The organism is Pseudomonas rossensis (assembly GCF_039888995.1).
Classification (GTDB): domain Bacteria; phylum Pseudomonadota; class Gammaproteobacteria; order Pseudomonadales; family Pseudomonadaceae; genus Aquipseudomonas; species Aquipseudomonas rossensis.
The window spans coordinates 1-24,140 of record NZ_JBBWCB010000002.1 but is presented as its reverse complement, the minus strand read 5'-3'; the positions used below and the strand labels follow the sequence as shown (position 1 = coordinate 24,140).

27 protein-coding genes, 1 tRNA gene and 1 pseudogene are annotated in these 24,140 nt (G+C 56.9%); 22 read left to right on the top strand and 7 right to left on the bottom strand.

Going from position 1 to position 24,140, the window contains the following annotated elements; all coding sequences use genetic code 11:
- The first annotated feature begins 23 nt into the window (after positions 1-23).
- The 10 genes from WLY71_RS00940 to WLY71_RS00895 all read left to right on the top strand — a co-directional run bounded on the left by WLY71_RS00940 (position 24) and on the right by WLY71_RS00895 (position 7,140).
- A tRNA-Phe gene (locus tag WLY71_RS00940) sits at positions 24-99 on the top strand.
- Positions 100-273: 174 nt separating this feature from the next.
- A complete protein-coding gene (locus WLY71_RS00935) occupies positions 274-1,500 on the top strand; it encodes a tyrosine-type recombinase/integrase (protein WP_347802146.1) in 1,227 nt (408 codons plus the stop codon).
- Positions 1,500-2,228, top strand: a complete 729-nt coding sequence (locus WLY71_RS00930) for a hypothetical protein (protein ID WP_347802145.1) — start codon at positions 1,500-1,502, stop codon at positions 2,226-2,228. Before WLY71_RS00935 ends, WLY71_RS00930 begins: the two co-directional genes overlap by 1 nt.
- Before the next feature lie 143 nt (positions 2,229-2,371).
- The gene (locus tag WLY71_RS00925) at positions 2,372-2,596 is read left to right on the top strand and encodes a helix-turn-helix transcriptional regulator (protein ID WP_347802144.1); all 225 of its coding nucleotides are present in this window, start codon (positions 2,372-2,374) and stop codon (positions 2,594-2,596) included.
- Positions 2,597-3,149: 553 nt separating this feature from the next.
- Positions 3,150-3,866, top strand: a complete 717-nt coding sequence (locus WLY71_RS00920) for a hypothetical protein (protein ID WP_347802143.1) — start codon at positions 3,150-3,152, stop codon at positions 3,864-3,866.
- A 2-nt stretch (positions 3,867-3,868) separates the two neighbouring features.
- Positions 3,869-4,276, top strand: a complete 408-nt coding sequence (locus tag WLY71_RS00915; protein ID WP_347802142.1) for a virulence-associated protein E — start codon at positions 3,869-3,871, stop codon at positions 4,274-4,276.
- Positions 4,273-5,553: an AAA family ATPase gene (locus WLY71_RS00910; RefSeq protein WP_347802141.1), complete on the top strand. Its 1,281-nt coding sequence runs from the start codon at positions 4,273-4,275 to the stop codon at positions 5,551-5,553. The genes WLY71_RS00915 and WLY71_RS00910 overlap by 4 nt, the downstream gene beginning before the upstream one ends.
- Positions 5,553-5,843 (top strand): hypothetical protein, encoded by a 291-nt coding sequence (locus WLY71_RS00905; RefSeq protein WP_347802140.1) that lies wholly within the window; start codon positions 5,553-5,555, stop codon positions 5,841-5,843. The genes WLY71_RS00910 and WLY71_RS00905 overlap by 1 nt, the downstream gene beginning before the upstream one ends.
- Positions 5,840-6,067, top strand: coding sequence for an excisionase family DNA-binding protein (locus WLY71_RS00900; RefSeq protein WP_347802139.1), 228 nt, complete (start codon positions 5,840-5,842; stop codon positions 6,065-6,067). Before WLY71_RS00905 ends, WLY71_RS00900 begins: the two co-directional genes overlap by 4 nt.
- Before the next feature lie 170 nt (positions 6,068-6,237).
- Positions 6,238-7,140: a hypothetical protein gene (locus tag WLY71_RS00895; protein WP_347802229.1), complete on the top strand. Its 903-nt coding sequence runs from the start codon at positions 6,238-6,240 to the stop codon at positions 7,138-7,140.
- 69 nt (positions 7,141-7,209) lie between these two features.
- Here the strand turns inward: WLY71_RS00895 and WLY71_RS00890 are convergent, their stop codons facing one another.
- Complete coding sequence (locus WLY71_RS00890; RefSeq protein ID WP_347802138.1) at positions 7,210-7,671, bottom strand: hypothetical protein; 462 nt, start codon at positions 7,669-7,671, stop codon at positions 7,210-7,212.
- Positions 7,672-8,074: 403 nt separating this feature from the next.
- Between WLY71_RS00890 and WLY71_RS00885 the strand changes: the two genes are divergently transcribed.
- The 4 genes from WLY71_RS00885 to WLY71_RS00870 all read left to right on the top strand — a co-directional run bounded on the left by WLY71_RS00885 (position 8,075) and on the right by WLY71_RS00870 (position 12,210).
- On the top strand, positions 8,075-9,415 hold the full coding sequence (locus WLY71_RS00885) for a tyrosine-type recombinase/integrase (protein WP_347802137.1): 1,341 nt from the start codon (positions 8,075-8,077) through the stop codon (positions 9,413-9,415).
- A gap of 80 nt (positions 9,416-9,495) precedes the next feature.
- Positions 9,496-10,332, top strand: a complete 837-nt coding sequence (locus tag WLY71_RS00880) for a coiled-coil domain-containing protein (protein ID WP_347802136.1) — start codon at positions 9,496-9,498, stop codon at positions 10,330-10,332.
- 144 nt (positions 10,333-10,476) lie between these two features.
- Positions 10,477-11,016 (top strand): terminase small subunit, encoded by a 540-nt coding sequence (locus WLY71_RS00875; RefSeq protein WP_347802135.1) that lies wholly within the window; start codon positions 10,477-10,479, stop codon positions 11,014-11,016.
- A gap of 36 nt (positions 11,017-11,052) precedes the next feature.
- Positions 11,053-12,210, top strand: a complete 1,158-nt coding sequence (locus WLY71_RS00870) for a S49 family peptidase (RefSeq protein ID WP_347802134.1) — start codon at positions 11,053-11,055, stop codon at positions 12,208-12,210.
- A 582-nt stretch (positions 12,211-12,792) separates the two neighbouring features.
- On the opposite strand, the gene WLY71_RS00865 is transcribed toward WLY71_RS00870, so the two are convergent.
- From WLY71_RS00865 to WLY71_RS00850, 4 genes are read right to left on the bottom strand one after another with little or no spacing between them, the layout of a single operon-like run.
- The gene (locus tag WLY71_RS00865) at positions 12,793-13,266 is read right to left on the bottom strand and encodes a DoxX family protein (RefSeq protein WP_347802133.1); all 474 of its coding nucleotides are present in this window, start codon (positions 13,264-13,266) and stop codon (positions 12,793-12,795) included.
- Positions 13,267-13,286: 20 nt separating this feature from the next.
- Positions 13,287-14,054 (bottom strand): HvfC/BufC family peptide modification chaperone, encoded by a 768-nt coding sequence (locus tag WLY71_RS00860; protein WP_347802132.1) that lies wholly within the window; start codon positions 14,052-14,054, stop codon positions 13,287-13,289.
- A complete protein-coding gene (gene bufB, locus WLY71_RS00855; RefSeq protein WP_347802131.1) occupies positions 14,051-14,905 on the bottom strand; it encodes an MNIO family bufferin maturase in 855 nt (284 codons plus the stop codon). Before bufB ends, WLY71_RS00860 begins: the two co-directional genes overlap by 4 nt.
- Before the next feature lie 28 nt (positions 14,906-14,933).
- On the bottom strand, positions 14,934-15,206 hold the full coding sequence (locus WLY71_RS00850) for a BufA1 family periplasmic bufferin-type metallophore (RefSeq protein WP_010461569.1): 273 nt from the start codon (positions 15,204-15,206) through the stop codon (positions 14,934-14,936).
- Positions 15,207-15,456: 250 nt separating this feature from the next.
- On the opposite strand from WLY71_RS00850, the gene WLY71_RS00845 reads away from it, so the two are divergent.
- Both WLY71_RS00845 and WLY71_RS00840 read left to right on the top strand, forming a co-directional pair.
- Positions 15,457-16,029 carry a sigma-70 family RNA polymerase sigma factor gene (locus WLY71_RS00845; RefSeq protein WP_347802130.1) on the top strand — a complete coding sequence of 191 codons (573 nt, stop codon included), beginning with the start codon at positions 15,457-15,459 and terminating at the stop codon, positions 16,027-16,029.
- Positions 16,026-16,667: a DUF1109 domain-containing protein gene (locus WLY71_RS00840; protein ID WP_347802129.1), complete on the top strand. Its 642-nt coding sequence runs from the start codon at positions 16,026-16,028 to the stop codon at positions 16,665-16,667. Before WLY71_RS00845 ends, WLY71_RS00840 begins: the two co-directional genes overlap by 4 nt.
- Positions 16,668-16,940: 273 nt before the next feature.
- Here WLY71_RS00840 and WLY71_RS00835 read toward each other — a convergent pair whose 3' ends face one another.
- Positions 16,941-18,143: an NAD(P)/FAD-dependent oxidoreductase gene (locus WLY71_RS00835; RefSeq protein WP_347802128.1), complete on the bottom strand. Its 1,203-nt coding sequence runs from the start codon at positions 18,141-18,143 to the stop codon at positions 16,941-16,943.
- A gap of 346 nt (positions 18,144-18,489) precedes the next feature.
- Between WLY71_RS00835 and WLY71_RS00830 the strand changes: the two genes are divergently transcribed.
- Together WLY71_RS00830 and WLY71_RS00825 are read left to right on the top strand one after the other, a co-directional pair.
- Complete coding sequence (locus WLY71_RS00830; protein ID WP_347802127.1) at positions 18,490-19,053, top strand: RrF2 family transcriptional regulator; 564 nt, start codon at positions 18,490-18,492, stop codon at positions 19,051-19,053.
- A gap of 470 nt (positions 19,054-19,523) precedes the next feature.
- The gene (locus WLY71_RS00825; protein WP_347802126.1) at positions 19,524-19,763 is read left to right on the top strand and encodes a DUF2188 domain-containing protein; all 240 of its coding nucleotides are present in this window, start codon (positions 19,524-19,526) and stop codon (positions 19,761-19,763) included.
- A 966-nt stretch (positions 19,764-20,729) separates the two neighbouring features.
- Here WLY71_RS00825 and WLY71_RS00820 read toward each other — a convergent pair.
- Positions 20,730-21,179, bottom strand: a complete 450-nt coding sequence (locus tag WLY71_RS00820; RefSeq protein ID WP_347802125.1) for a carboxypeptidase regulatory-like domain-containing protein — start codon at positions 21,177-21,179, stop codon at positions 20,730-20,732.
- A gap of 190 nt (positions 21,180-21,369) precedes the next feature.
- Between WLY71_RS00820 and WLY71_RS00815 the strand changes: the two are divergent.
- The 4 genes and pseudogenes from WLY71_RS00815 to WLY71_RS00800 all read left to right on the top strand — a co-directional run bounded on the left by WLY71_RS00815 (position 21,370) and on the right by WLY71_RS00800 (position 23,997).
- Positions 21,370-22,040 (top strand): annotated as a pseudogene (locus tag WLY71_RS00815) (PDDEXK nuclease domain-containing protein).
- 69 nt (positions 22,041-22,109) lie between these two features.
- Complete coding sequence (locus WLY71_RS00810; RefSeq protein WP_347802124.1) at positions 22,110-23,084, top strand: alpha/beta hydrolase family protein; 975 nt, start codon at positions 22,110-22,112, stop codon at positions 23,082-23,084.
- Positions 23,085-23,121: 37 nt separating this feature from the next.
- Complete coding sequence (locus WLY71_RS00805) at positions 23,122-23,538, top strand: hypothetical protein (protein ID WP_347802123.1); 417 nt, start codon at positions 23,122-23,124, stop codon at positions 23,536-23,538.
- Positions 23,539-23,544: 6 nt separating this feature from the next.
- Positions 23,545-23,997 (top strand): hypothetical protein, encoded by a 453-nt coding sequence (locus WLY71_RS00800; RefSeq protein ID WP_347802122.1) that lies wholly within the window; start codon positions 23,545-23,547, stop codon positions 23,995-23,997.
- Positions 23,998-24,140 lie beyond the last annotated feature (143 nt).

Genomic DNA, 24,140 nt, shown 5'->3' with positions numbered 1-24,140 from the left:
AAACCAGTTTAATGCGCCCCGTTGCCCAGATAGCTCAGTCGGTAGAGCAGGGGATTGAAAATCCCCGTGTCGGCGGTTCGATTCCGTCTCTGGGCACCACTAATTGATTTCAGGTGGTGCCAAAACTACCCGAAAGCCCACAAAAAGCCCGCCCAGTGCGGGCTTTTTGTTGTCTATGATTTCCCAAACCAACCTTGCCAGCCCAGAGTTTTGGGGGCAGAGTTGGGGGCATGGCCGGTTCGGTCATCTCGCATGCCCCCAAAATGGTGCTCCATGGCCCTGAAAGTCACGCCCCTGACCGATTCCGCTCTCAAGGCTGCCAAGCCCAGGGAGAAGCCGTACAAACTCGCCGACGGCGAAGGCCTGTATCTCGAAGTGATGCCGACAGGCTCAAAGCTCTGGCGCCTTAAGTACCGCCACCTCGGCAAAGAAAATCGGTTGGCATTCGGTTCATACCCTGAAGTGACATTGGTGCAAGCTCGCCGGAAGCGATCTGAGGCGCGCCAGCTGATGTCGGAAGGCAAAGACCCGTCGAGCGAGCGCAAGTCGGCCAGGCAAGCGCAGAAGGTGGAAGGACTGACATTCGAGACGCTGGCGCGAGAGTGGTTTGCCTACAACGCGCCCCGCTGGGCAGACAGCACGATTTACAAGGCCAAGCTGTACCTTGAAAACGATCTGATCCCCGGTATCGGATCACGCCAGTTAAAAACTATCACCCGCCCCGATCTGGTGGAGCTGGTACGCAAGGTCGAGGCGCGCGGGACGCTGAACGCCGCCGGGAAGATCCGGCAGTGGCTGCATCAGATATTCCGATACGGCCTGGCCAAAGGTGTCGTTGAGTCAAACCCCGCAACCGATCTGGACGTGGTGGCCGCCCAAGCGAAGGCCCCTCGCCATCATCCTCACGTTGCAATGGCTGAACTGCCCGAGCTGCTGGAAAAGTGCGACAGCGCCAACATCAACACCCTGACCAGATCAGCTATCCGATTGCTGGTGCTGACCGCTGTGCGGCCTGGTGAACTGCGCGCTGCGCCCTGGGCAGAGTTCGACTTGGATGCCGCCACCTGGACAATCCCCAAGGAACGAATGAAGGCCCGCCGGCCTCACGCTGTGCCGCTGCCGAAACAGGCTGTGGAGATCCTGCGCCAGCTGCAGCCGATCACGGGGAAATACCCGCTGGTGTTCGCCGGCCAGCAAAACCCAGATCGGCCAATGAGCGAGAACACGATCAACAAGGCGCTGCGCGTGATGGGTTACGAGAACCGACAGACCGGCCACGGCTTCCGTCACCTGCTCTCCACAGAGCTCAACGGGCGCGGGTACAACAAAGATTGGATCGAACGACAGCTGGCCCACGGCGACAGCGACGGCATCCGGGACACGTACAACCACGCCAACTACCTGGAGCAGCGCCGGGGAATGATGCAGGCCTGGGCTGACTCAATCGACGCGCTATGTGCTGGCGCGAACTCAAATGTACAGTTAATGAGGGCGTGCTAATGCTTTGCGAATACTTCCGATACATCGATCTTGAAAAACTGTATGAGCAACTAGACTCGTTCAATTCATTTGAAAGTTCTAAGCTCTCGAATATCCAAGAGCAATTTACAGACACCCTATCGTTTTGCTTTGAGGAACTGGCATACATTGCACTAGGCCAGGACGATGAAGACGCCTGGAAGAATTTACCGGCAATTCAGGTTGGCGCAGACGTAGGGGATATCATAGAGGCGGACTTAGAGCTAATCGCAATAGCTGCGGAGATAACTCTTCCAAGCCGCCGATCATCTGCGACGACAGCCGTTGAGAAGTTGACCACACTATCTATTCACGCGTCGTTTGGAGAGTTTGACTACTGGCAGAAAACAAGCCTACTGGTATATCAATATGACTTACTGTGCTGGCTATATAGCAAAGGCAAGATCAAAGAAGCGTTTGAAGTATACGAACTGATTCTGAAAACCTATGGCGAGCTGGCAGCTAGTTATGCGCTAAACCGTTCTTTCGAGAGACAAGGCCAAATCGCCTCAAACATAGCCAGTGAGCGAGCGAATAAACGTCATGCCTCAACGAACAAGGTAAAGACCCTACTGCTGGCGGAGTGGGACAAAACATCTGCAGGGTACAAGAACCGCTCCGACTTCTGCCGCATCATAGCCAAGCGAGACGGAATAAAAGAGCGGACGCTACAAGAATGGATTCGAGTTCACGAAAGGGTTCGCTCGTGACCTGACTACGGTCTGCACTGCAAACCGTACATTATGCTCAGCAAACTGTACGGTTTGCGCCGCACACCGGACTGTCAGCACCGCTTCTTACCCGCCAGCATTGCCATCGTCGATTACCAATACCGCCCAAGGAGGCGCAGACGATGGCAAACGTTTCCAATACCACCGCACCAGCTCGCCGATTCATCAAGCGCCAGGAAGTAGAGTCGATCACCGGCCTTTCCTGCACTGAGATTTACCGCCGTATCGCTGCTGACAACTTCCCCAAGCAAGTCACCCTGGGCCCCAAGTGTGTCGTCTGGATCGAGGCTGAGGTTCTGGGCTGGTGTGACGCCCGTGTCGCTGAAAGCCGGGGTGAAGTGGCATGAATACCCAACCCCTTACTCATGCCCTTTATTCTCACTCGTGCCCATTTTCTTTACTCGTGCCCATACACAGGGATGGGCACGAGTGGAAAAAAAGGGCACGAGTAAGACTTGCGCCGGAAAATCTCCCGTTGTATCGTCCTGCTGTCGCTGCCAAATCAGTGACCGGGCGTGAGAACCCGAGTAAGCAAAAGGCGCACAGCGCCCAAGATTCCATCTCCGGCGTTTTTTTATGCCTGAGATTTCGCTTTATGGCGGCTGTGCGTGGGCAGACTTCGGTCTGGCCGGGTTTCCTTTTGCCCCGGTATTCTCACCCCACGCATAGCTGCCACCTATCCCGTGAGAAGGACCGTGGCAGCTCCCCGAAAGCAAAAGGAGCTATACCCATGCAGTTCTCTCGCACTCGAAATCCGTCCGCCCCGTCCAACAAAGCCGCTGCGCATCGCGCTATGGCAATGGCCGCCCTCCGCGCAAACTCGTCCCTATCTGTTCGCTTGACACGCTACAACCACCACATGAGCCAGGTCCGTGCACTGGAAGCTCAAGGCGGTGCCCTGTGAAGAGCAATACCACTCTCACGCTCGGCCGCGTCCAGTACCGTAATCTTGCCGAGATATCCAAAGAAGCGGGTTGCTGCCTCGCGATTGGCACTGACGAAGAGCTGGCAGGCAACTGGGGTATGTTCAACCCTTTTGCACAAGCTGTTCACCCTGACGCGTCAGTCAACGAAGTGTGTCTGCAGGAACGAGTTGTAATTCTGGTGGCCGCAAAAATAGACGCGGGTGCTCTGCGGAGTGTCCAGCGCCCAGAAATAGATTGGTCCCAACTTGAAGACGACGAAATCCACGCATTCGTCGTCATGCATGAAATCGGACACTATCGCGATAACCACTGTGGCTTTGACACTTTCGGAATTACCGACCCAGAAGTTCACGCAGACTGCCAGCGAGTTATTGGTGATGTGAACGAAATATTAGCTGATCGCTACGCATGGAACGCTATTCGACCTGGTGAGCCTGTTCCTTTGTGTGAAAGCGGCAAACGACTGCAAGAGTCTATGGCTGAGTCGATGGCGCTGTTGGATAAGTACGTGCCTCGCACTCGTCGGGCACCGCGTACTTTGCCCTGCGGCCAATATACGTATGTTCCGCGGGCGATGTTAATGACTGACTCTAAAGTCGCTTACGTGGGAACGAAGGTATCACCGGAACTTGTGGATCGCGCCCGTGATCGCCGCCGTGTTTATCGCCGCGATACTCGCGTAAGGGGCTAACTATGAATATTCAAAACGGCGCACTTGCGCCGGCGGGATCGGCTTGCCTGGAGAAAGTTCTCGGCTGCCTCGACAAAGTTAAACCAGCTGGCGCTAACAAGTGGAAAGCGTGCTGTCCTGCACATGACGACAAGAGCCCAAGTTTGGCAATTAGTGAAACTTCGGAAGGGACTGTTCTGCTGAAGTGTTGGGCCGGCTGTACCGCTCAAAGCATCGTTTCGGCAATTGGCTTAGAGCTTCGCGATCTATTCCCCGGTGAGAAACGAGAACGCCGTGGGCCAAGTGCGGCCGCTATCAAACATGAGCGGGCCGTTTACCTGATCGGAAAGTCACTGCTCGATGACGGAAAGTTATCCGGCGACGATCTGCAGCGCTTCAACCTCGCCAAACAGCGTCTGGGGGTGAAATGAGCAACAAGGACAGATTTGCAGAGCAGTGGGCCAATACTGTCACGCCACTCCAGGTAATCCCCTCCGTGTGGAAGGTCAACGCTGTGAGCGCGGCGAATATCAAGCCTGTAGCGATTCGTTGGCTCTGGCCTGGCTGGCTGGCGAAGGGGAAGTTGCACATTCTGGCGGGCGCCGGCGGTACCGGGAAAACCACGCTATTGATTAGCTTGATCGCGACCATCACCACGGGCGGTCGCTGGCCAGATGGTGAGATTTGCCAGGAGCGCGGCAACGTCCTGATTTGGTCGAGCGAAGACGACCCGGCAGACACGCTGGTGCCACGCCTGATCGCTGCTGGTGCTGACGTGAGCCGGGTACACATCATTCAAGGTCGCCTCAACGCTCAAGGCGACTCTGACCCCTTTGACCCAGCAAACGATATCGGGTTGTTGCGCGAAACGGCCCGCGAGCTGGGCGGCGTGTCATTGCTGATGCTTGACCCCGTGGTCGGCGCCGTGAAGGGGGATATGCACAAGGCCAACGACGTCCGGCGTGGCCTACAGGGCGTGGTGGACTTTGCCGAGGCCAATCTCTGCGCCGTGGTCGGCATCAGCCACTTTGCCAAAGGCGGGGCCGGTTCATCGCCGGCGGATCGGGTGATCGGCTCGCAAGCGTTCTCGGCACTGGCCCGGACGGTACTGGTTGCGGCCAAACAGGAAGACTCAGATGCCCGAGTGCTGGCGCGGGCAAAGTCCAACATCGGTACCGATGAGGGCGGAGTCTCTTACGCCATTGAGCCGTTCACGATAGGCGACGGCATCGAGACAACAAGGGTCATCTGGGGCGACACGATCACCGGCAGTGCTCGAGACATTCTCGGAGACGTTGAATCGGCCGGCGGTGATGAGCGCAGCGAGTTGGATGAGGCTTGTGACTTTTTGCGCGATCTGTTGGCTCGCGGGCCGGTACCCACCAAGCAAATTAAAGCCGATGCCGACGGTGCTGGACACGCCTGGGCGACGATTCGAAGGGCCCAAAAGGTGGTCGGTGCTGAAGCCCGCAAACAGGGGATGGGCAGCGGATGGGCATGGCAGCTGGGCAAAGAAGTTGCTCATGAAATCCCGAAGGTGCTCAACGAATCATCGAAGGTGCTCAGGGATAAGTCTGAGCACCTTCGGATGAATGTGAGCACCTTCGGCCCCAAGCAGGAAGAACGAGACTGGAAAAGCTTGCTAAGTGGCCCGCTGCCAGACGGCACATCTCTTCCATTTTTGGATGATGACGCGGAGGAGCTTTGATGGCCGCCCTCGCCTATCTGCTCAATCTGGGATTTGCGGCGAAGTTGAGCGGGAAGCGTGTTCGGGTTTCGCCCGCAAGCAGGCTCAACGACCAGGTGCGGGCCTACATCAAAAACCACCGGCTCGAGCTTTTGGCTGAACTGGCATCGAACGACGGCATTGAGCGCCGCTGTCACTGGCAGGTCATGCGCTACGGGAAACCGCTCTGCACGATGATCGGTGAGCCCATGACACGAGCGGAAGCCTTGGCTGATGTGCGCGGTCGCTGGCCGGATGGAGACGTGGCATGAATGGCAGCTTCGAGAGAGGTGTACAGGAGGTGAAAAACGTTACGTTCGCCCCTATAGCAGTTGGCCCAGAGGTGGCAGCTTCGATGACTGGAACGACCCGTTCTACGATCTTTCAAGCAATCGCAAATAATGAGCTTCGAGCCTTTAAGTCCGGTCGTCGACGGCTGATCCTAGTGAAAGATTTAGAGGCTTGGATCACCAAGGTAGCGAGGCGCCCATCTTGATGCGTTTTGAGAGAGTGTCAGAAATCCCCCAAACAATCCGTCGAGCCGTGGGGCCAGTTCGAAAGCAGGGGACTTGCGGGTTTCATTATCCGAAAAGTGCAGTGCATGGTCCGATCTCAAATCGGACCAAGTCAGCAACATTGAGGCAGGGGGTTTCCAACTTGAACACAGTGAAACAGGGGGTTTCAAAAGATCAGCGAATCCGCATCCTCGATCTGCGTCGCCGCCACTCGTTCCGGGAAGTCTCCCAAATCACCGGGATACCCCTCGGCACGGTCAAGACCATCGTGAGCCGGTCGGGTGCTTTTCGAGACAATGAGGCCCACCGGGCATTGTTCTGCCTGCCGCCGATGCAGGTAAGCGCTGGAACGTCGCCAGCCGTGCAAGAGCTACCACCGCAGCAATGCCTGACCGGGGACCGTGACGTTGACGCCCTGCTCTGGCTGCGTGAAGTGGTCGGCACCGGCCACCCTGGACACATCGAAGCGGCCATGGAAGCGGCAAAGCGCATCAAGACGCCGTTCAAGCAGCTTGAGGAACGGTATCGCCAATGGCTCCAAGTCAAGCACCCAAACAACATGATCGCGGCCTTGTCGTCGTTCGACCTCGGTAACCTTGAGAGCTTGGCCAAGTCGTCAGTGGAGAAACTGCGAAGGCAGACAGAGGCCAGGTCGCGTTTCGGTGACCGGATTTTCAGCCTGACAGATGCCGAGGTGTTCTGCGCCTCGGTACTCGATGGGCTAAAGCCTGTTGACCACTTTGACCTGGACAAGTCCGAGGTTGCTGCCAGGTTCCAGGCGAGGCCGGATCTGATGCCAAACACCCTGCACGACTGCATCTACGAGCTGGAGTACTGGAGCGCGCTCTACTGGCTGCGCAATGCATGTGAGCGCTACGCCGGTGATCCTGCCCCGGAAGCGTCAGCTCGTGACTGGTTTGTGTTTGAGCTGCTGGCGCAGATCCGGCCACGGCACAAGGACGAAGCCAAGACGGTGATGCGGTACCTGAACGTCAGCGGTCGTGCCGATCATCGACAGGACTGTGATCGCATAATCGACAACCTCATCGGGTGATGTCTCGCCCGGGCATTTGCGCGAGGAGAAAATCCAGTGAGGCACCGGTTGTGCTCATCGATAGAGGGATCAAGACCTAGGAAAGTGATACACCTGTGCCGTGTTCTGGTGCGTCTGCGCCGAGAACAATTGCCCTCCGTTAATAGCGTCGACAGCCTTTCTAGCAGCACGCTCAGATCGGTAGCCTTTTGCGTCGTCAGCCGAACTCGACATTTTCACAACCCTTCCTTCACTCATGAGGTAGAAAGTTTGTCCGGGAGCTTTAGGGTCGATAATAGTCACAACCCAACTGCCTGGGGGCGCATTGTCGACTTTCCCTAGCGGCTCAAATTCGGTGACTCCATCAACCTGGAAAAGTCGGCCGGCCTGGGCGTCCTCCGAGTGCCGCCTTCCCGCAGCTCTCCTCGCATCTTTTTCGGTCTCAAAGCGGATCGCATACTCAGCGTCGTAATGCCAAACACTCGGGTTAGTTTGACTCAGAAAACCCTCGCGAGAATCGCTGTACACCGCAAACTGTTTTTTTCCGTCCATGAATCCGGTCCTATTTCTGGCTTAGTGTTTTACAGTCAGAGTGACCGTTCGTCGGCAATATTTCCCTCAAGTGTCCTATAGCGTGTCGTTCAGTTTCAAGTGAATAGCTGCCATTTTCCTTCCTTTTTAACGAAGCGAATCAGCCCTAATCTGCCCTGAATTGATGGAATCAGGGTGTATCTGGAAATGAGCAAATCGAGGGGCCGCCAGCGTCGGCCGACACAAGCTGAATTGGCGTGCGCCTGGGCTCGTCTGCGCGCCGCAGCCGACCGGGGCGATCTACAAGCTAACGCTCTGTTGATCTCTCTCGCCGAGGCCGCATCGCCTATCCCCCTGTTGGCGCACCCACAGACAAACACTGCCAACTTGAAACCCCCTGTTTCAGCGATCGGGGACGCTATCAATGATTGACCCCGCCTCGGCGCCGCATCAACTACCCGCGCCCCCTAAAACCCTGCACCTCGTGGTTACAGATTCCGAGATCCGCAAACACGCCGCGACTCAGGTTCGCCAGTTGCGAGACCCGAGATTCCCGGAACTTCGCTTTCGTTACTCGTCCACCGACCGGGCTAGAGGCTCATGGCACGTCGTAATCGGTGGGGTGTGGGGGAAGGCAGGCAACTATCCCGGTATCAATGCCAAGCTGATGCAGACCACCTTGCCTGCCATCCTTGCGCGGCGCTCTGCTGACCCGGCCGCCACGTCGATCACCACTAGCTGGACAACGGTGGGTGATGTGCTGATCTGGTACGCCGACCGCATGAGCCGCGACCGCGGGCTGTCCGTCAAGCGCAAGGCCAGCGCCCAGTCCGCGTTACGTTGCCACCTGGTGCCGCGACTGCAAGCACTGGAGCTGACCAGTCTTGACCGGTCCAGTCTCGACCGCCTGCTGATGTGGCCAATGCAGGAGCGTTTTGCGCTCTCGTTCGTGCGCTCGGTCTATGGCGTCCTGGCTGTCGCGTTCCGTCAGGCAACCCGGCTCGCACTGCTGGGCGTTAACCCCATGGCCAGCCTCAAATATACCGACTTCGTACAGACACGTATTCGGCCCAAGCCTGCCCAGTTGCGCGGTGATGATCTGCCGGCACTCCTGCGGGACCTCGCTGATCGGATCGGACGTGCGCCGCTGGAATCCATGCTCGCGCTGATGATGCTCTGTCACGGCACCCGGCTAGGCGAAACCCGCCTGGCCCGCTGGAAAAACGTGAACACCGAAACCCGCAAATGGTTCATCCCGGCGCCGGATACCAAGACCAAGACTGAACACACGCTGCCTCTGACCAGCCAAGCCTGCGCCCTGATTGAGCGGTACAGGGCTATTCAACACGCCAATGGTTATAAGGGGTCTTTTCTGTTCCCTGGGCGCCCTGGTGTGGCGGTTAGCGCCACGTTGGCCAGCACCTTGTTCAAGGGTATGGCCAAGGGCGAATGGTCGAGCCATGACCTGCGAAAGTTGGCGCGCACCCAGTGGATGGATCTAGGTATCGATTACCTGGTTGCCGAGATGCTGCTCAACCACGCCATGAAAGATCTCGACGCCACGTACATCCACACCACTGCCGAGGGCATGAAGCGCAAAGCCTTGGAGACGTGGCACGCACACCTCGACCACCACGGCTTTACTCCCCTGCACGAAGGGACATTTGCAGGACCAGCGGCTAAGGCACTCCCCCCGCAGGCCACCAACAGCAAAGCCTCCAGCCATTCCATGCATCCATTTCAGGGGAGGAGCCCGAGCTTCTGAAACAGGGGGTTTCACCGTATCCATTTCAGCCAAAACGCACTGGGCCAACTAGCCCACTCACACCCAGAAGGACCAACGACATGAGCAATTACCAATCCCAACGCACCCAGGCCGCAAACCGTCTTCGCCAGGTTGAGCAGGATCTAGCCGCCGCCTGCGATGACCTGCGCCATGAAGACACGCTCAGCGGCCTTGAGCGTATTCAGCTGCACGAGGCCCGCGACAATGCCACGAGCGAGCAAGGCAACCTAAAGCGTGAGCTGTATCGCCTTGACAAGCTGATCACCTGGCAGCGTGACACCGAGAACGCAGACGCCACTATCAAGGCATCGCGCAAGAAGATCATCGTTGCCCAGAAGGAAATCACCAAACTGGACAGCACTCGGGAGAAGGTCGACGGCAAGCTGGCCAAGGTCAGCGGTGAGATAAGCCAACTGCAAGCCCGGGCTGTCGAGGGTGAGCAGAATGCAGCGAAGGACTATGCCGCGGCACTGGCCAAGGGTGACGACGGAGCGGAGCAAGCGGCGCAGATCAAGCTCGAGCGCGCGGGTGAGGCTGTCGACGATGCGCAGCGAAAGGCCTTGCGTCAGCAGCCGATCGTCAATGCGTTGACCGTTGAACTCGCTGCTATCGACAGCGCAAAGGCAGAGGCGCTTGAACAATTGCAGGCGCTTGAAAATGAGCAACTCAATGCTGTGCGCTTAAAACTGATTGCTGAATGGGATGCGGCCGCAAAGGCGCTGATTGGATTGGGCGGGAAGCTGTCGGCAACCGCTCGCTACGGCTCCGGCACGACCACTCTCTTGGATGACCTGCACATCCCATTGTTCAGCCTGGGCAGTCGCGATTCGATCAATCGTCAAGAGATCGATAGCTACGCCAGCACGGTCACCCGGGCCGATCTGATCGTGGCGTAACGGAGCCTAGGGCTCTGGCGCACCATGCTGGTGCAATGGGTCCTTTCCCCTACCCCCTGGGGGTGAGGGTAATTCGAGCCCCGACTTTCCAGTATTTATGACTTTTTGCCAGGAAGGCCGTTTCCGCTTCCGCTTTGGTGATTTATGGCTAATCAGAAACAACTCGCGGCGCACCTGGACCTTACTGATCGACAGGTGCGCAATCTGCTTACAGACGGTGTCCTGCCTGGCTCCAAGGGAAATGGCGGGCTCGATTTTGAAGCGGGTCGGCTTGCCTACATTCGGTACCTAAGGGGCCTCTCAGCAGGTCAGGTAAAAGCGGAAACGGCCTCCCACGTCGAGGAGGGTATCGACCCACTGATCGAATACAAACTCATGGAGGAGCGCCGAGGTCTCACCGCCGCCCAGCGTGTGGGTCAGGAGAACAAGAACGCTGTCTCGTCCCGCCAACTGGTGCCCGTCGACTTTGCCGTGTTCGCGCTGACCCGCATCGCTGCACAGGTGGCGTCCATCCTCGACACCGTGGCTCATAAAGTGGCCCGCAAGCATCCGGACATCGACCATCTGTACGTCGAAACCATGCAGCGTGAAATCGCGTTGGCCCGAAACATCGCCGCCGGCCTGGGCGAAAACCTGCCCGCGATCCTCGATGAGTACCTGGATCAGTTGGAGGAGGTTTCGTAATCAACGTCGTCCCTTTAATCGAAAGAGAGAACCTCCATGAATTCTGCATTCGACCTTGCATCCGGCCAACCCTGGCTCATCTTACCCAACGCCTTAGCTGACTTGTTGGCCGTCTCTGAACGCATGGGGGATCCCGTGGCACTTGAGGCGCGCCTCGGTCGCAAGCTCGACAACACCCGCCAGGTGTCCATTCGTGACGGCGTGGCCATCGTGCCGATTGTTGGTCCCATATTCCGCTATGCCAATCTGCTGACTGAGATCAGCGGCGCTACCAGCACTCAGATTCTCGCGACCGATATTCGCCAGGCGCTGGATAACCCGGCGGTCAAAGCAATTGTGTTGGACATCGACAGCCCAGGCGGGATGGCCAGCGGAATCAACGAGCTGGCCGAACTGATCTTTGCCGGCCGGTCGCAAAAGCGAATCGTGGCGTATGTCGGTGGGACTGGTGCAAGTGCCGCTTACTGGCTGGCCTCCGCTGCGCATGAGGTCGTTGTCGATGACACCGCTATCGTCGGCAGCATCGGTGTCGTGGTGGAGGTGATAGTGGATAGCCCGGACGCAAAAGGTCCGAAGCGCTATCAGATCGTCAGCAGCAACGCGCCCAACAAGCGCCCGGATTTGTCCACGGAGCAGGGACGGGCCAAAGTGGGGGAGATGGTCGACGCTATGGCAGGTGTGTTCGTCGCCAAGGTGGCGCGCAACCTGAATGTGCCCGCCGCTCGCGTGCCGGCAATGGGCGGTGGTGGCGGTCTGTTGGTGGGAGCTGCGGCTGTAAAATCGGGCTTGGCCAAGCGCTTAGGCTCGCTGGAGGGGCTGGTGAGCAGTCTTTCCAAAGGCGTCACGGTCTTGGCACCGCCATCTAAATCTAAGACTGCACCGGTCCTTACTAATCACCAACCGGTCCGTGCCCTCGGCCCAACTGTTGCTCCCGTCGGTCAGACTGCAGAGCAAGCACGCATTGCCGGGATTACTGCCCTTGCGCCGCTGGGGTCGGGCTTCGACTCCGAGGTATATGCATCGATCAATGAGGGGTTGTCGATTGAGGCGGCAGCACTCCGGCTATTCAAGGCCACTCAATCGCACGAGAGCTCAACTCGTGCAGCGGCAGTTGCAACAGTGAAGGCACCCGCTGATCGCCCTCAGCAGTTTTCCACCAGCAGCATTTGGAAAAACAGGCGTTCGAAAAGGTAGTTTCCCGTTGTCATTCTTGCGGTCTCACTGCGGATGCGGCTGAGTGACCGCAACAGCAGAGAGAGCGCGACCCCATCAGGCTTTAAGGTCTCGTGTGGAGCCGCATGTGGTGCCTGTCGCGCGCTCTCGAACATACGCCGGCCTCCATCATGACCGTGTGTATTGTGGACTTGACCACCCTTTTGCATTCGACTTAACCAGCACACGGCATCTTGACGATAGGCAGAGATCGGCCAAAAGCGGTCACTCACTTTGATTAAAAGACTAGGGCGACTTATTTCTGAGTCATTCAGGCAATACGTTTGAGGAACAGTATTTAAAATAAGCGGAGGTGTTATTGAAGTTGCATGACGCGATTTGCGTCAAAGATGAATTAGCGGAAGATAAATCGGCTGTATTCGCTTGTGTAGTTGCGTATTGCATACGCAATACGCGTGCAAGCCCTGTGATTGCCCACATGTGGCAGCCGAAGTATTGTTAGCTAGAACAAAGGGAGCTCTTGGACTGACGGCGAACTTCACGCTGATGTGGGCGATAACTACTTGCAGACTCCTGCTAGATAGTTCTCCATACGTCAATGGATCACCGGATGCCCAGTCTGCGATCCAGCGAAAGTGCTCCTGCACCGCGTGCGATGATGATTAGCAGCAATCCCGCCCAGGATAGGTGCGTCGGCCAGGCATCGGGGTAAACGAAAACCTCAATGACAAAGGTCATACCCAGCAATGCCAAGGCGGATAGGCGGGTGAACAGCCCGAGGACCAACAGCAGTGGAAATAGGTGCTCGCTGTAGGTCGAAAGGTGTGCCGCCAGTTCTGGAGAGATCACAGGCAAGGCGTATTCCGTACGAAACAGTTCGTAGGTACTCGGCGTAATCGTCAGAACGTCGCTGACTTTAGTGCGCCCGGACATGAAGAAAATGGCGGCGATGGCGATGCGCGCCACCAACACCAGAAACGAATCGCTGATCAGATTGCCCAAACGGGTTGCAAAGCGGTTCCAGAGTCCACGCAGGGAATTGTCGGCGGCAGGTGAGCGGGTGTTGATGGTATCCATGCTGTGCTCCGTTGATGGCTTCAGTAACTAGTTGTCAGGAGTTCCGCCGTTACAAACGCGTCAGCACTCACAAGGCGAATAATTAGGTTTTCCAGATTCAGGTCAGACTCGACATCAATGGCCCAGTCGGCGGCGACATCGAGGGGCAGGTGAGCGGCGCAGGCGTCGAGAAAGGCACAGTCTGCGGCGCTGGCAGCTTGCCAATACACGCGGCCGGCCTTGCGTGTCAGTAGTGCACCTTCACCTTGCCATTCGAGTTTTTCAGGCATTTCCCGTTGTTCACGATTGACGCACCAGATCGTGTAGGCGGGACAGTCCGGCAACCAGACCCAACGGGCGGTGTCCCGTGGTTTAAGCCGCAAGTTGCCCAATTCCGTAGCGGGAATCTGCGCCAAGTCGTTCAGCCCAAGACCAGGCTCATCAGCGGCGCAATGAACCTGTGTCCAGAGCAGGTCCAGACGGGCGACGTTGCCCAGATACGGCATGTCTTGCGCGTGCTCGAATTTGTCGAGAAAGTGGGGGAATCCCGCTCCGTAATTCAGTAAACGTGCATCTGTTGGCGGTGAAAGCCGGGCATGTATGGCGGCGGCGCTTTTAAGCCAGTCAGTGCCCACCAGGCGCTCTACGGTAGGGAAGTTGGCTAGCAACGCATCCGTCGTGCCTTTGAGTACGGTATTGCGATAGACCGCAAAGCCTGGTTGTTGGGTCAGCGAATCCATCGTGGATGATTCATTGCCGTATAACGCATCGACGAAGGCATCCTGAAAGATTGCGAGAGAGGGCTTCATATCGCCACCTTCATTTGCTGATTTTGCCCAAGGTTCAATAACGTCTGCGCTCGGTTGCGCTCGGTCAGTAAAACGTCGAAAGTGGGGATATGGTCGTCGCGTTCGATCAGTGTCGGACGCTGGCCGATCCGCTCGATAAGCCTTTGGTACAGCGACCAGACATCTTCGGCGACAGGGGCATCATGGCTGTCGATCAGTAACGTGGATTCACCCGGATCCTTGGTGAACCCCGCCAGATGAATCTCCATGATGGCGTCGGCCGCAAAGGCATCCAGATAATCGGCGGCGTTAAAACCCAGGTTGTGCGCACTGATGTGCACGTTGTTGACGTCCAGCAACAAGCCGCAGCCAGTCACCGTGCTCAATTCGGTGAGAAATTCCAGTTCGCTGTAGTCATGCCCGTCCAGGTGCAAATAATGGGTCGGGTTTTCGATGGCAATGCGACGCCCGAGGGCGTCTTGTGTGCGCTGGATGTTGTTTGCGATACGCTGTAACGCTTCGTGTGTACGAGGAAACGGCAACAGGTCGGGGTGGTATTGGTCGCGCCAGGCTGACCAGGCCAGGTGCTCGGAAATCAGTGCCGGTTGAACGCAATCAGCGAGCTGTTTCAGGCGTTTCAAGTGCTCCGGGTCCGGCGGGCAATCAGCCGCCAGCGAAAGTGACACCCCGTGCAACGACAATGGGTGCCGCTCGCCAATGGCCTCCAGCCATGCCAGACGGGGGCCGCCACCAACCATGTAGTTTTCCGGATGAACTTCGAACCAGAGACCTTCGACCGTGCAGTCGTGGGCCTCTTGATAATGGTTCGGTTTGAGGCCAAGTCCGGCCCCGATCTGGAATGCCTTGGTCATGATAAGTACGTGCCCCGTGGCGTTGACGTTACATTGGTGTGAGTGTGCCGGTGCCTTTTGGTGTCTTGATGGTGGTGCAAGTGCCAGCGGGAACGTTTTTCCAGGCGTTAGGCTGGTAATCCATTTTTGCCGTACCTGCGCACGTGGTACCTGCACCCGCCTTGCAATCGTTGTGACCGGCCATGGCGACGCCGTAGCATTTTTCCATGGCGCCTGCGGCGGCTGGGGTCTCGGCGGCAATGGCGCCGGCAGCAAAGGAGGAAAAGGCAACGGCGATGGCAGCAAGCTTCAGATTGTTCATGGTTATTCTCCGGGATCATGAGGGTGGGTCGTCGCATCAGTGCAGGAGTACGCTGTGCTTCAGATCCGAAAGGTAGTTCGCTGAGGTTTCAAATCCGGTTACAGCCATCGCAAAAAATATTTTTAGAAACGCAAAATGAATCTGCTTGTTGCCATATGCCTTTGGCGGCAAGCATGATCCATCGCCAGTTATCGGCGCTGGCGTTATGCAACTACAGAATATTTTCATCCTCGTGTAACCAGAGTGGACGATGGAACGAACTTCACATAACGACGCATTGCGCAGCCGGGAAATCCATCTTCAGACCTTGTTCCTCGCGGGCCTGGGTGGAGACGAGCGGGCTTATGGCACTTTCCTCAAAGAGCTGAGCGGTCATGTACGCGGCTTTCTTCGAACCCGACTTCAGCGGCAACCGGGTGAAGTCGAGGATTTGCTGCAAGAGGTGTTGCTGGCTGTCCATAACGGTCGACAAACTTACCGTGCGGATCAACCGCTGACGGCCTGGGTGTTTGCCATCACCCGCTACAAACTCACGGATTTTTTTCGTAGCAGGTCGCGCAATGAACTGCTCAATGACTCGCTCGACGATGTGGCAGAGCTGTTTGCCGAGTCGCTTCTGGAGCCGGAGCAGGCCCATCGCGACCTCGGCAAGTTACTTGAGCAACTGCCTGAGCGGCAGCGCTTGCCGATCCAGCAGGTGAAGCTTGAAGGCCTGTCGGTTGCCGAGTCCGCTCAACTGACCGGGCTTTCGGAGTCAGCGGTAAAGATTGGCATCCATCGCGGGCTTAAGGCGTTGGCCTACAGGATTAGAGGTACACGATGAAAACTGACGATCTTATTTCCATGCTGGCGACCGGGGTTACACCGGTCGACCGGCATGCGCTAGCCAAGCGTTTCGGCGTCGCTGTGCTGGTAGGTCTGATAACGGCATTCTTGCTGGTGATGGCCATGTTCGGCGCACGTCCGGATCTGGCCGAAGTGGCGGCAACTCCGATTTTCTGGGCAAAAATTGCCTTGCCCCTGTGCCTGATGGTCGGCGCGTTGAGCCAGGTTGTGCGCCTGGCGAGGCCCGGACTTACGCAAGGCGCTGGACAACTGTTGGTCATTGCTGCGGTTGCAGCGGTGTGGGCCGGCGCCCTCTATGGCCTGATGACAGCAGCCCCGGACGTGCGTGCTTCGATGATCTTCGGTAAAACCTGGCGCGTGTGTACGCTGAACATCACCTTGCTTTCGATTCCGGGGTTCATTGCTGTTTTTTGGGCGCTGCGCGGGTTGGCACCCACTCGCCTGAGACTGGCCGGCGCCTGCGGTGGACTGCTTTCAGGGGCGATGGCTACCATTGCCTATTGCCTCCATTGCCCTGAAATGGAAGCCCCGTTCTGGGGCGTCTGGTACTTGCTTGGCATGTTGATACCAACCGTTATCGGTGCACTGCTCGGACCGCGCTGGCTCCAATGGTAGTGGAGTTGAAAATCGCTAGTTATCCAGCGACTCCAACACTGCCCCTTCCGATCTGGCTATGGCCGCCAGCTGCCGCACGCGATAGGCAACTCTTGGCCAGAAGCGCAACGCCGTGAATGTCCAATACCGGCCATAAGCGGACGTTCGCAATCGACCACTAACGGCCAAAGTAGTCTTCCGATCTCGTCTGCTAACGACCGAGGCTGTGTAAAAACGCAGACATCGTTTTGAAGTCTGCGTTGCCAGCTACTAACGCCTCCCAGGTCTGCTATCTCAGGCGATGGGGATCAATGGATCCGCTGCTGCCCACGCAGCATCACGGTTGGCCGCCGGAGGGTAAATCCACACAGTGTTGATCTGCGTTTTGAGCAATTTCCCCTCCTGCCGGGTCAACTTGACCTGGCGATCCCATCCTTCGGTGTAAACCGCACCCCATCCCCCCAAGTCCAGGCAGGTGACGTACTTGGGCTGACTGTATGGGGTCGGTTCCACACCTAAAATCTGCGCAGCAACATTGTTGCCAGCGTGGCGGCCCAGGACGATGGCGTGCTGGCAAGTCATCAGTGCATGGTTGCCAAGTTCATCGGTGGCGGCGTAGGCAACATCGCCGGTGGCAAAGATGTCTTGCTGACCGATGACTTTCAAGTGGGCGTCCACATGCAGGCGACCGAGGGAATCGCGATCACCCGGGATCTGCTCGGTCAGAGAACTGGCCCGCACACCAGTGGTCCAGACCACGGTCTTCGCTTCAATACGTTGACCATCGTCAAGGGTCACACCGTTTTCATCAACTCCTACCACAGACGATTTCAAGCACCATTTCACCCCTAGTTCATCGCAGGCCTCGGCGATCGACTTGCTGATTTCGGCCCCCATTGACGCCCCGACTTTTTCACTACGATCAACGATGATCACTTCTATATCCGCATGATCACCCAGTATGGCCCGCAGACGAGCCGGCATTTCGGTCGCCGTTTCAATGCCGGTGAAGCCGCCACCTGCAACTACTACAGTGTCGCGGCCTTTGCTTTCTGGAAGGCCGGCCAGGGACTTGAGGTGGTTCTGTAAACGTTCAGCTTGTTCTATCTGGTCCACATCGAAGGCGTGTTCCGCAACACCTGGAGTGTTGGGCATCGCGAGGCGGCTGCCAGTGGCCAGAACAAGTTTGTCGTAGCTGCACACATGTTTGGTGCCCGAGGTATCGATGTAGCCGACATGTTTTTGCTGAACGTTAATGTCCTCTGCGGCTCCCTTGATGAATTTGACGCCTACCGAATCGAATAGCTCACCGATCGGCGCGACCAGTTGGTGCGCATCAGGCTCGTAAAAACGTGGACGGATGCGCAACTCGGCCTGAGGAGCCAGCACGGTAACTTCAACATCGGTGTGAGCATGAATGTCGAACAGGCGCGTTGCACTCAAAGCCGCCCACATGCCACCGAAACCTGCGCCAATAACCAGAATCTGCTGTTTCATTTTTAACCCCTGGTGGGAAGTGATGAGTTCGTTAAAGAGTCACGCTTGTCGGTAGTGGACGCGAAAGCGGAGCGAGGGCGCCCCCGCAGATGCGAACCGTTGCGCCCCAGTAACTACGACTATATTGGTCGCAGTTCTTAATGGCAAGATATTTTTCGTCGCTGCTCTTGTCTGATTTGTGAGAAAAATCAGAGGGGGGAAGGCTACTCAATACGATATTTTCACCATAAATTAAGCGCTTGTATGATTTTCAAGGACGAAACCGCTCATGCCACAGAATGAGAAGACCATTGCAGCACTTACTAATCGTCGTTAATATATGCGACTAATTTAGTCGGAGATCTTTATGTCTCTTTACAGTGCAGGCGTTGAGTACGGCATTCATTGCCTGGTTTTTTTGGTGGGTAATGGCGGCGAAAGCCGTGAGGCGAGCGTGCGCGATCTTGCAGAATTGCAAGGCGTGCCTCTGGATTATCTGGCGAAGATCTTCACCAAGTTGGCCAAGTCCAAACTGGTCGTAGCAACGGAAGGTGTACGCGGTGGATTCAAGCTGTCTAGGTCTTCTGACGAGATCAGCATTCTTGATATCGTCAACGCCATCGACGGTCAGAAGCTCATTTTTGATTGCCGAGAGATTCGCGGCCGTTGTGCCCTGTTCGAAGGCTCACCGCCTGCCTGGGCACTGGACGGCCACTGCTCGATTCACGCGGCTATGATGACGGCACAGAAACGCATGGAAGAAGCCCTCGCCCAACAAACCATTCTTGATCTTGCAAGAAAGATCGGAAGAAAATCTCCAGCTGACTTCCAAGCCCAGGTGGGTGGGTGGATAAACGATCGTCGAGAAAAGAAAAGCAGCGCGCAGGTTTCTGACGATCGGACCATCCAGGTGACCATTATTTCGGACTGAATAATTCCCTCACACTTCGTGATACTCACCGAGCACTGCTAGCTTCCAGCGTCTTCAAAGCAAACCATGATTGTCGCTTTAATTCTAAGTTATGCGACGACTCACTCGGCTTGACGGTAAAGGCTTTGCGATGCTGCGTGAGTGTGTCGCATGTATTCAGTTATCTGCGACATGAAATGCGATAGGTGTGGCACTGAGAAGGTGGGATGTTTATCCGATACGCTCGGGTACCCACTCATGGCGAAGATCTGGAGCCGCTGCTAGGCGCGCTGGCGAGCTTGTATCTATCAAGACTAACCGAAAATGGCTGTTCTCTGCCCGTCACGACTGACTGCTTTTGGCCGATTTCCGTCTGTCACCATAGGCATTGAGAGATGCTCTCAGCCTAACGTACCCAGTAAGAGCGCAAATGGCGGGCAAAGGGCCATTTCCTAGTCTATACATGGAGACCCCAGCAGAGGAGATTCATCATGAGCAAGCCCCAAGACCGCACCATTTCCCAACGCTCAGATGGGACGTGGGAAAACAAGCGCAACGATTCAGACCGAGCCTCAAGCGTCCACGATACTCAGGCAGAGGCGCAACAAGCCGCGCGCGCGATGCTGCAAAACCAAGGTGGTGGTGAAATGACTACTAAGGGCCGCGACGGACAGTTCAGGGCAAAAGACACCATCGCGCCCGGCAACGATCCCCGTGACGTAAAAGGTTAAATGCCGCTAACTTCGAGTTCGCGCCTATGACCGAGGTAGAATGCTTGGCATGACCTCAAAACACGAGGCGCAATTCGCGTAGGTGGGTTAAAGCCTGCGAATGAGCGGCGGCGCCACATTCGCGGGTTCCTACGATGACTGGCTGCAATGGTTCGACTTCTGCCCGTCGAGCCACTAAGTGTGCTGGTCAAGTCGAATGCAAACGCTTGGTCAGCACGAATGCAACTCACTGGTCAAGTGGAGTGCAATTCCCCACAAACGGCGGCAGTGTTCACTCCCCAATGGGGGCCAGATCGGATCTGACCTTCCAACCTGCAATGCAGGTCGGGAGGCTCCGCAAAAGTGTGTCGACGGTCAAATCTGTCAAGCTGACAATGTTCGATTTGACACCGCACCCTAGGACGACTCCTTCAATCTGAGGAAGTCTCCTGCCACCGCTGGTGGATGGACGTGTCGGAAATTTTCCCGAGACCCATCGCGCTCTAACGAGATCGCCTCACGAATCGTTATCCCATCCAGGCACCGTGCATTAACGGTTCTTGCACCGTGCATTAACGTTAAAAGGGGGTAGCAGATCACGATCCCTTACCGCGAAAGATCACTAGGAGCTTGTGACGCCCGTACCGCCCCGGACCTGCCAGGTATTCGCTTACTGCCCAAAATTGCGGGCACGTCTGATAACGGCTGATGAAAACAAGGCGATCAGAATTTTCAACATATCGCTGATAGGGGAAACATGGCGAAGCAGGTTGAATTTAGATTTGGGGGCAGATATGGGGGCAAGCGGATTTATAACACCGGCCGCATCTAGACTACGCAAGGCCTGTAGACAAAGGTTCGATTCCGTCTCTGGCACCAAATACCGAAAACCCTGAATCGCAAGATTCAGGGTTTTTTTATGTCTGCGATTTGATCCGCGCTTTTTCTCTGCCTTGCTCGCGACACTTCTCTCTCGCCCATCGTTGGCTATTCGTCACCATTCCAATGGAAAACCAGATTGCGAGCGGTGCCGCTTCCGACATCGGTTGTTTCACGTCGCTCCTCACCATTGCGGGTCGCGACAACGGTGTACTTGCCAGCAGGCAGCTGAACGTAAACCAACGGGCCAGCCTGGCTGAGCGTCAGCACGGTATGCCCCGGGGTTTTCTGCACAACCACATCAACATCTGGAACGTACTTGTTCTCCGGCCCGATGGAGAATGTCATGTGCAGGTTGTAGCCCGCGGCTTGCTGAATGGCCTTCGACTCATCCTCGCCAATCCCCCCGGACAGGTAACTAATCCCGCCTTGCTGTTGCGGCTGGACTTGCACGCCTGAGTTGTCGATGGGTTCAAGGCTGGCAGCGCTCAGCATGACGGGAAACATCAATACGCCGACAGCGGCGATGGGCAACAGGAGTGAATGGAGGTACTTCATGGTGGCGACTCCCGGGCTCCGCAGAACCCAATCTGTACTCCTGTTAGATTTCCTGCTGAATCGCCAAGTTTTAGATTGATTAGTACTTGGGTTCACTGCGAATTGGACTACACGTTGTATTCCTCAAGCGCGGATTTCTCACTACCGCAGGCTCCTTCGCGTCGACAACGACCACGCTCGCCACTGGTACATGAACGAATCAGCCCTGCAGAACTGGTCAAGTCGCGCCCTCGAGCGCCAGATCAATACCCTCTATTACGAACGCTTGCTGGCGAGCCGCGACCGGGCCGCCGTCAAACAGGAAGCCGCCACCAATATCCAGCAAATGAATGCCAACCCTCGGGATTTCATCCGGGACCCAGTGCTACTGGAGTTTCTCGGCCTGCCCAATGCGGGCTTGATCCAGGAAAGCGAACTTGAACAAGCCTTGATCAATCAACTCCAGGGCTTCCTGCTCGAACTGGACAAAGGCTTCGCCTTCATCGCTCGCCAGCAACGCATTAGTACCGAGAGCAAAGACTTCTACATCGATGTGGTGTTCTACAACTACCTGCTCAAGTGCTTCGTCATCTTCGACCTCAAGCGCGGCGTACTGACCCACCAGGATGTCGGCCAGATGGACATGTACGTGCGCATGACGACGACCTCAAGCGCGGATCGGAGGATGACCCCACCGTCGGCCTCATTCTCTGCGCGCAAAAAGATGAATCGGTGGTGCGCTATTCAGTACCGCAAGGCAACGAACAACTGTTCGCCGGTACATACAGACTGATACTGCCGAGCGAGGAGGAACTTCGCACAGAACTGGATCGGGAGTGGGCGGTGCTTGAGGAGCGGTTACTCAAGCAAAGGCCCCGATAAGCACGGGTGGATTGTTCATAAACGGCGTGAAGACTATGGTGACTGGCTAACCGCAAAGGTTCAAAGTCGATGAATTTGCAGGACATGCCCTCACTGGCCCCGACGCAACTTGGATTGCCGTTACCCACCGGCACAACTGGTGACTCTTTCAAGGAACCCGCCGCCGACGGTTTCATCCTTGGCGGCTTCACCTGGCGGCATGCGAATCAAGACTCGACCCGTCCTGTGGTGGTGATCAACGCCGCAACATCGGTCCGCTGTCGGCACTACTCGCGCTTTGCCGATTACCTGTTCGCCAACGGCTTCGACGTGATCACTTACGACTACCGTGGCATCGGCGAATCGCGACCCGCGTCGCTGAAAGGGCTTCGGGCTTCATGGTCAGATTGGGGCGCGCTGGACTTTGAGGCGATGCTCAAGCGCGCTCAACGTGAATTTCCCGGGCAACCCATCGATGTTGTAGGCCACAGCTTCGGCGGCTGTGCGGCGGGCCTGGGAGCCTCCGGGCATCTGATCCGGCACCTGGTGACCGTCGGCGCGCAATTCGCTTACTGGCGCGACTATGCGCCGGCCCATCGGTGGCGGATGTTTGGCAAGTGGCATTTGGTGATGCCGTTGCTGACGATGATTTACGGCTACTTCCCAGGTAAACGCCTCGGCTGGCTGGAAGACACGCCCACTGGCGTGGTCCGCGACTGGAGCACGCCCACGGCCCGCTACGAGAAGCGCCCCAGCGGTCGCGTGGTCCACGCAAAGCACGGCCGGCTCCCCTTCGCCAACGTCACCGCCAAAACCCTGGCCATCAGCATCAGCGACGACCCTTACGGCACCATCCCGGCCATCGAACGCTTGCTCGGCTACTTCACCAACAGCACGAACAGCCACCTGCGAATCACCCCCGAAGACATCGGCGAACAAGAAGTCGGACATTTCGCCTTTTTTCGCAGCCCATACCAAGCCACACTATGGCCCATTGCATTGTCCTGGCTGCAGAACGGCGAACTGGCCCCCGACACACCTGGGCGGCTAGTGCCACGCAACTGACTGATGCGCCCACTCAACGGAATACGGAACGACGCCCATGGCCTCCGCCAACAAGCAGAACAAACGCGCCACACGCGCCAAAGCCAAGGCCAAGCAGAACCGCACTCAACGGGCTGCCGCGCCGGTCGAGCTGGACCCGAACGATGATCGTATCGACTTCGAATCGGTGGATCTGACCGAGCTGTTCAAAGAGATGATCGACGCGGAAAAGATCAGCCAACAAGCTATGTGCGCGGCCTTTCTTGAACACCCGCTGCTCGCGTTGGTGCTGGAGCAGGAAGGCGAAGAAACAGCGACAGACTTCATCATCGCTGCGCTGATCGAGTACCGCCAATGGTCCACCGAAGCGGACGAAGCCAGTGCCCTGGCCTGGATCGAATCCCCGGCCTTCCAGATTGATTACGTGGCAGCTTCCGAAGCTATCGCGGCTCAAACCCAACATAAAGCAAACTGAGTTCCCATGGCCTCCCTGAACAAGCAACAGAAACGCGCCAAACGCGCCAAGATCAAAGCCAAGCAAATCAATATTCACGGCAGAAAACCCGCCGCACTGGACGATGATCTGGGGGAAATCGGCGAGCCGATCCCGGAATACACCCTGGCGATGTTCAGCAAAATGCGTGACGCGGAAGCCACCAGCCGCAACGTCATGCTGCTGACCTTGCTGTCGAACCTCGCCGACATCATCAGCGACCATCCAGAACTGCTGGACATGGAAAACGCCGACAACGAAGCCATGGCGGCCACTCACCTGGCCGCCGACATGCTGATCGACTACCGCATGTGGGCCGACGGCATGGACCGCGACACCGCCCAGGCCTGGCTGACGGACCCGCAGTTCATCACTGACTTCGGCACGGCGCTCGACAGCTATCGCGAGTCGCTGGACGCGCAGGAAGAAAAGGCCGAGTAAACACCGGTAAAGCCATAACGCGATCTGTAATTGGATGGACTCGCCCAAGCCGAGGCGTCAATGCGCCACGGTGGCAGTCTAATCAGCCAACGACAGCGAGGGCGAGTCCATGAAAAAGCATACTTCGATTGATCAATCCCTGT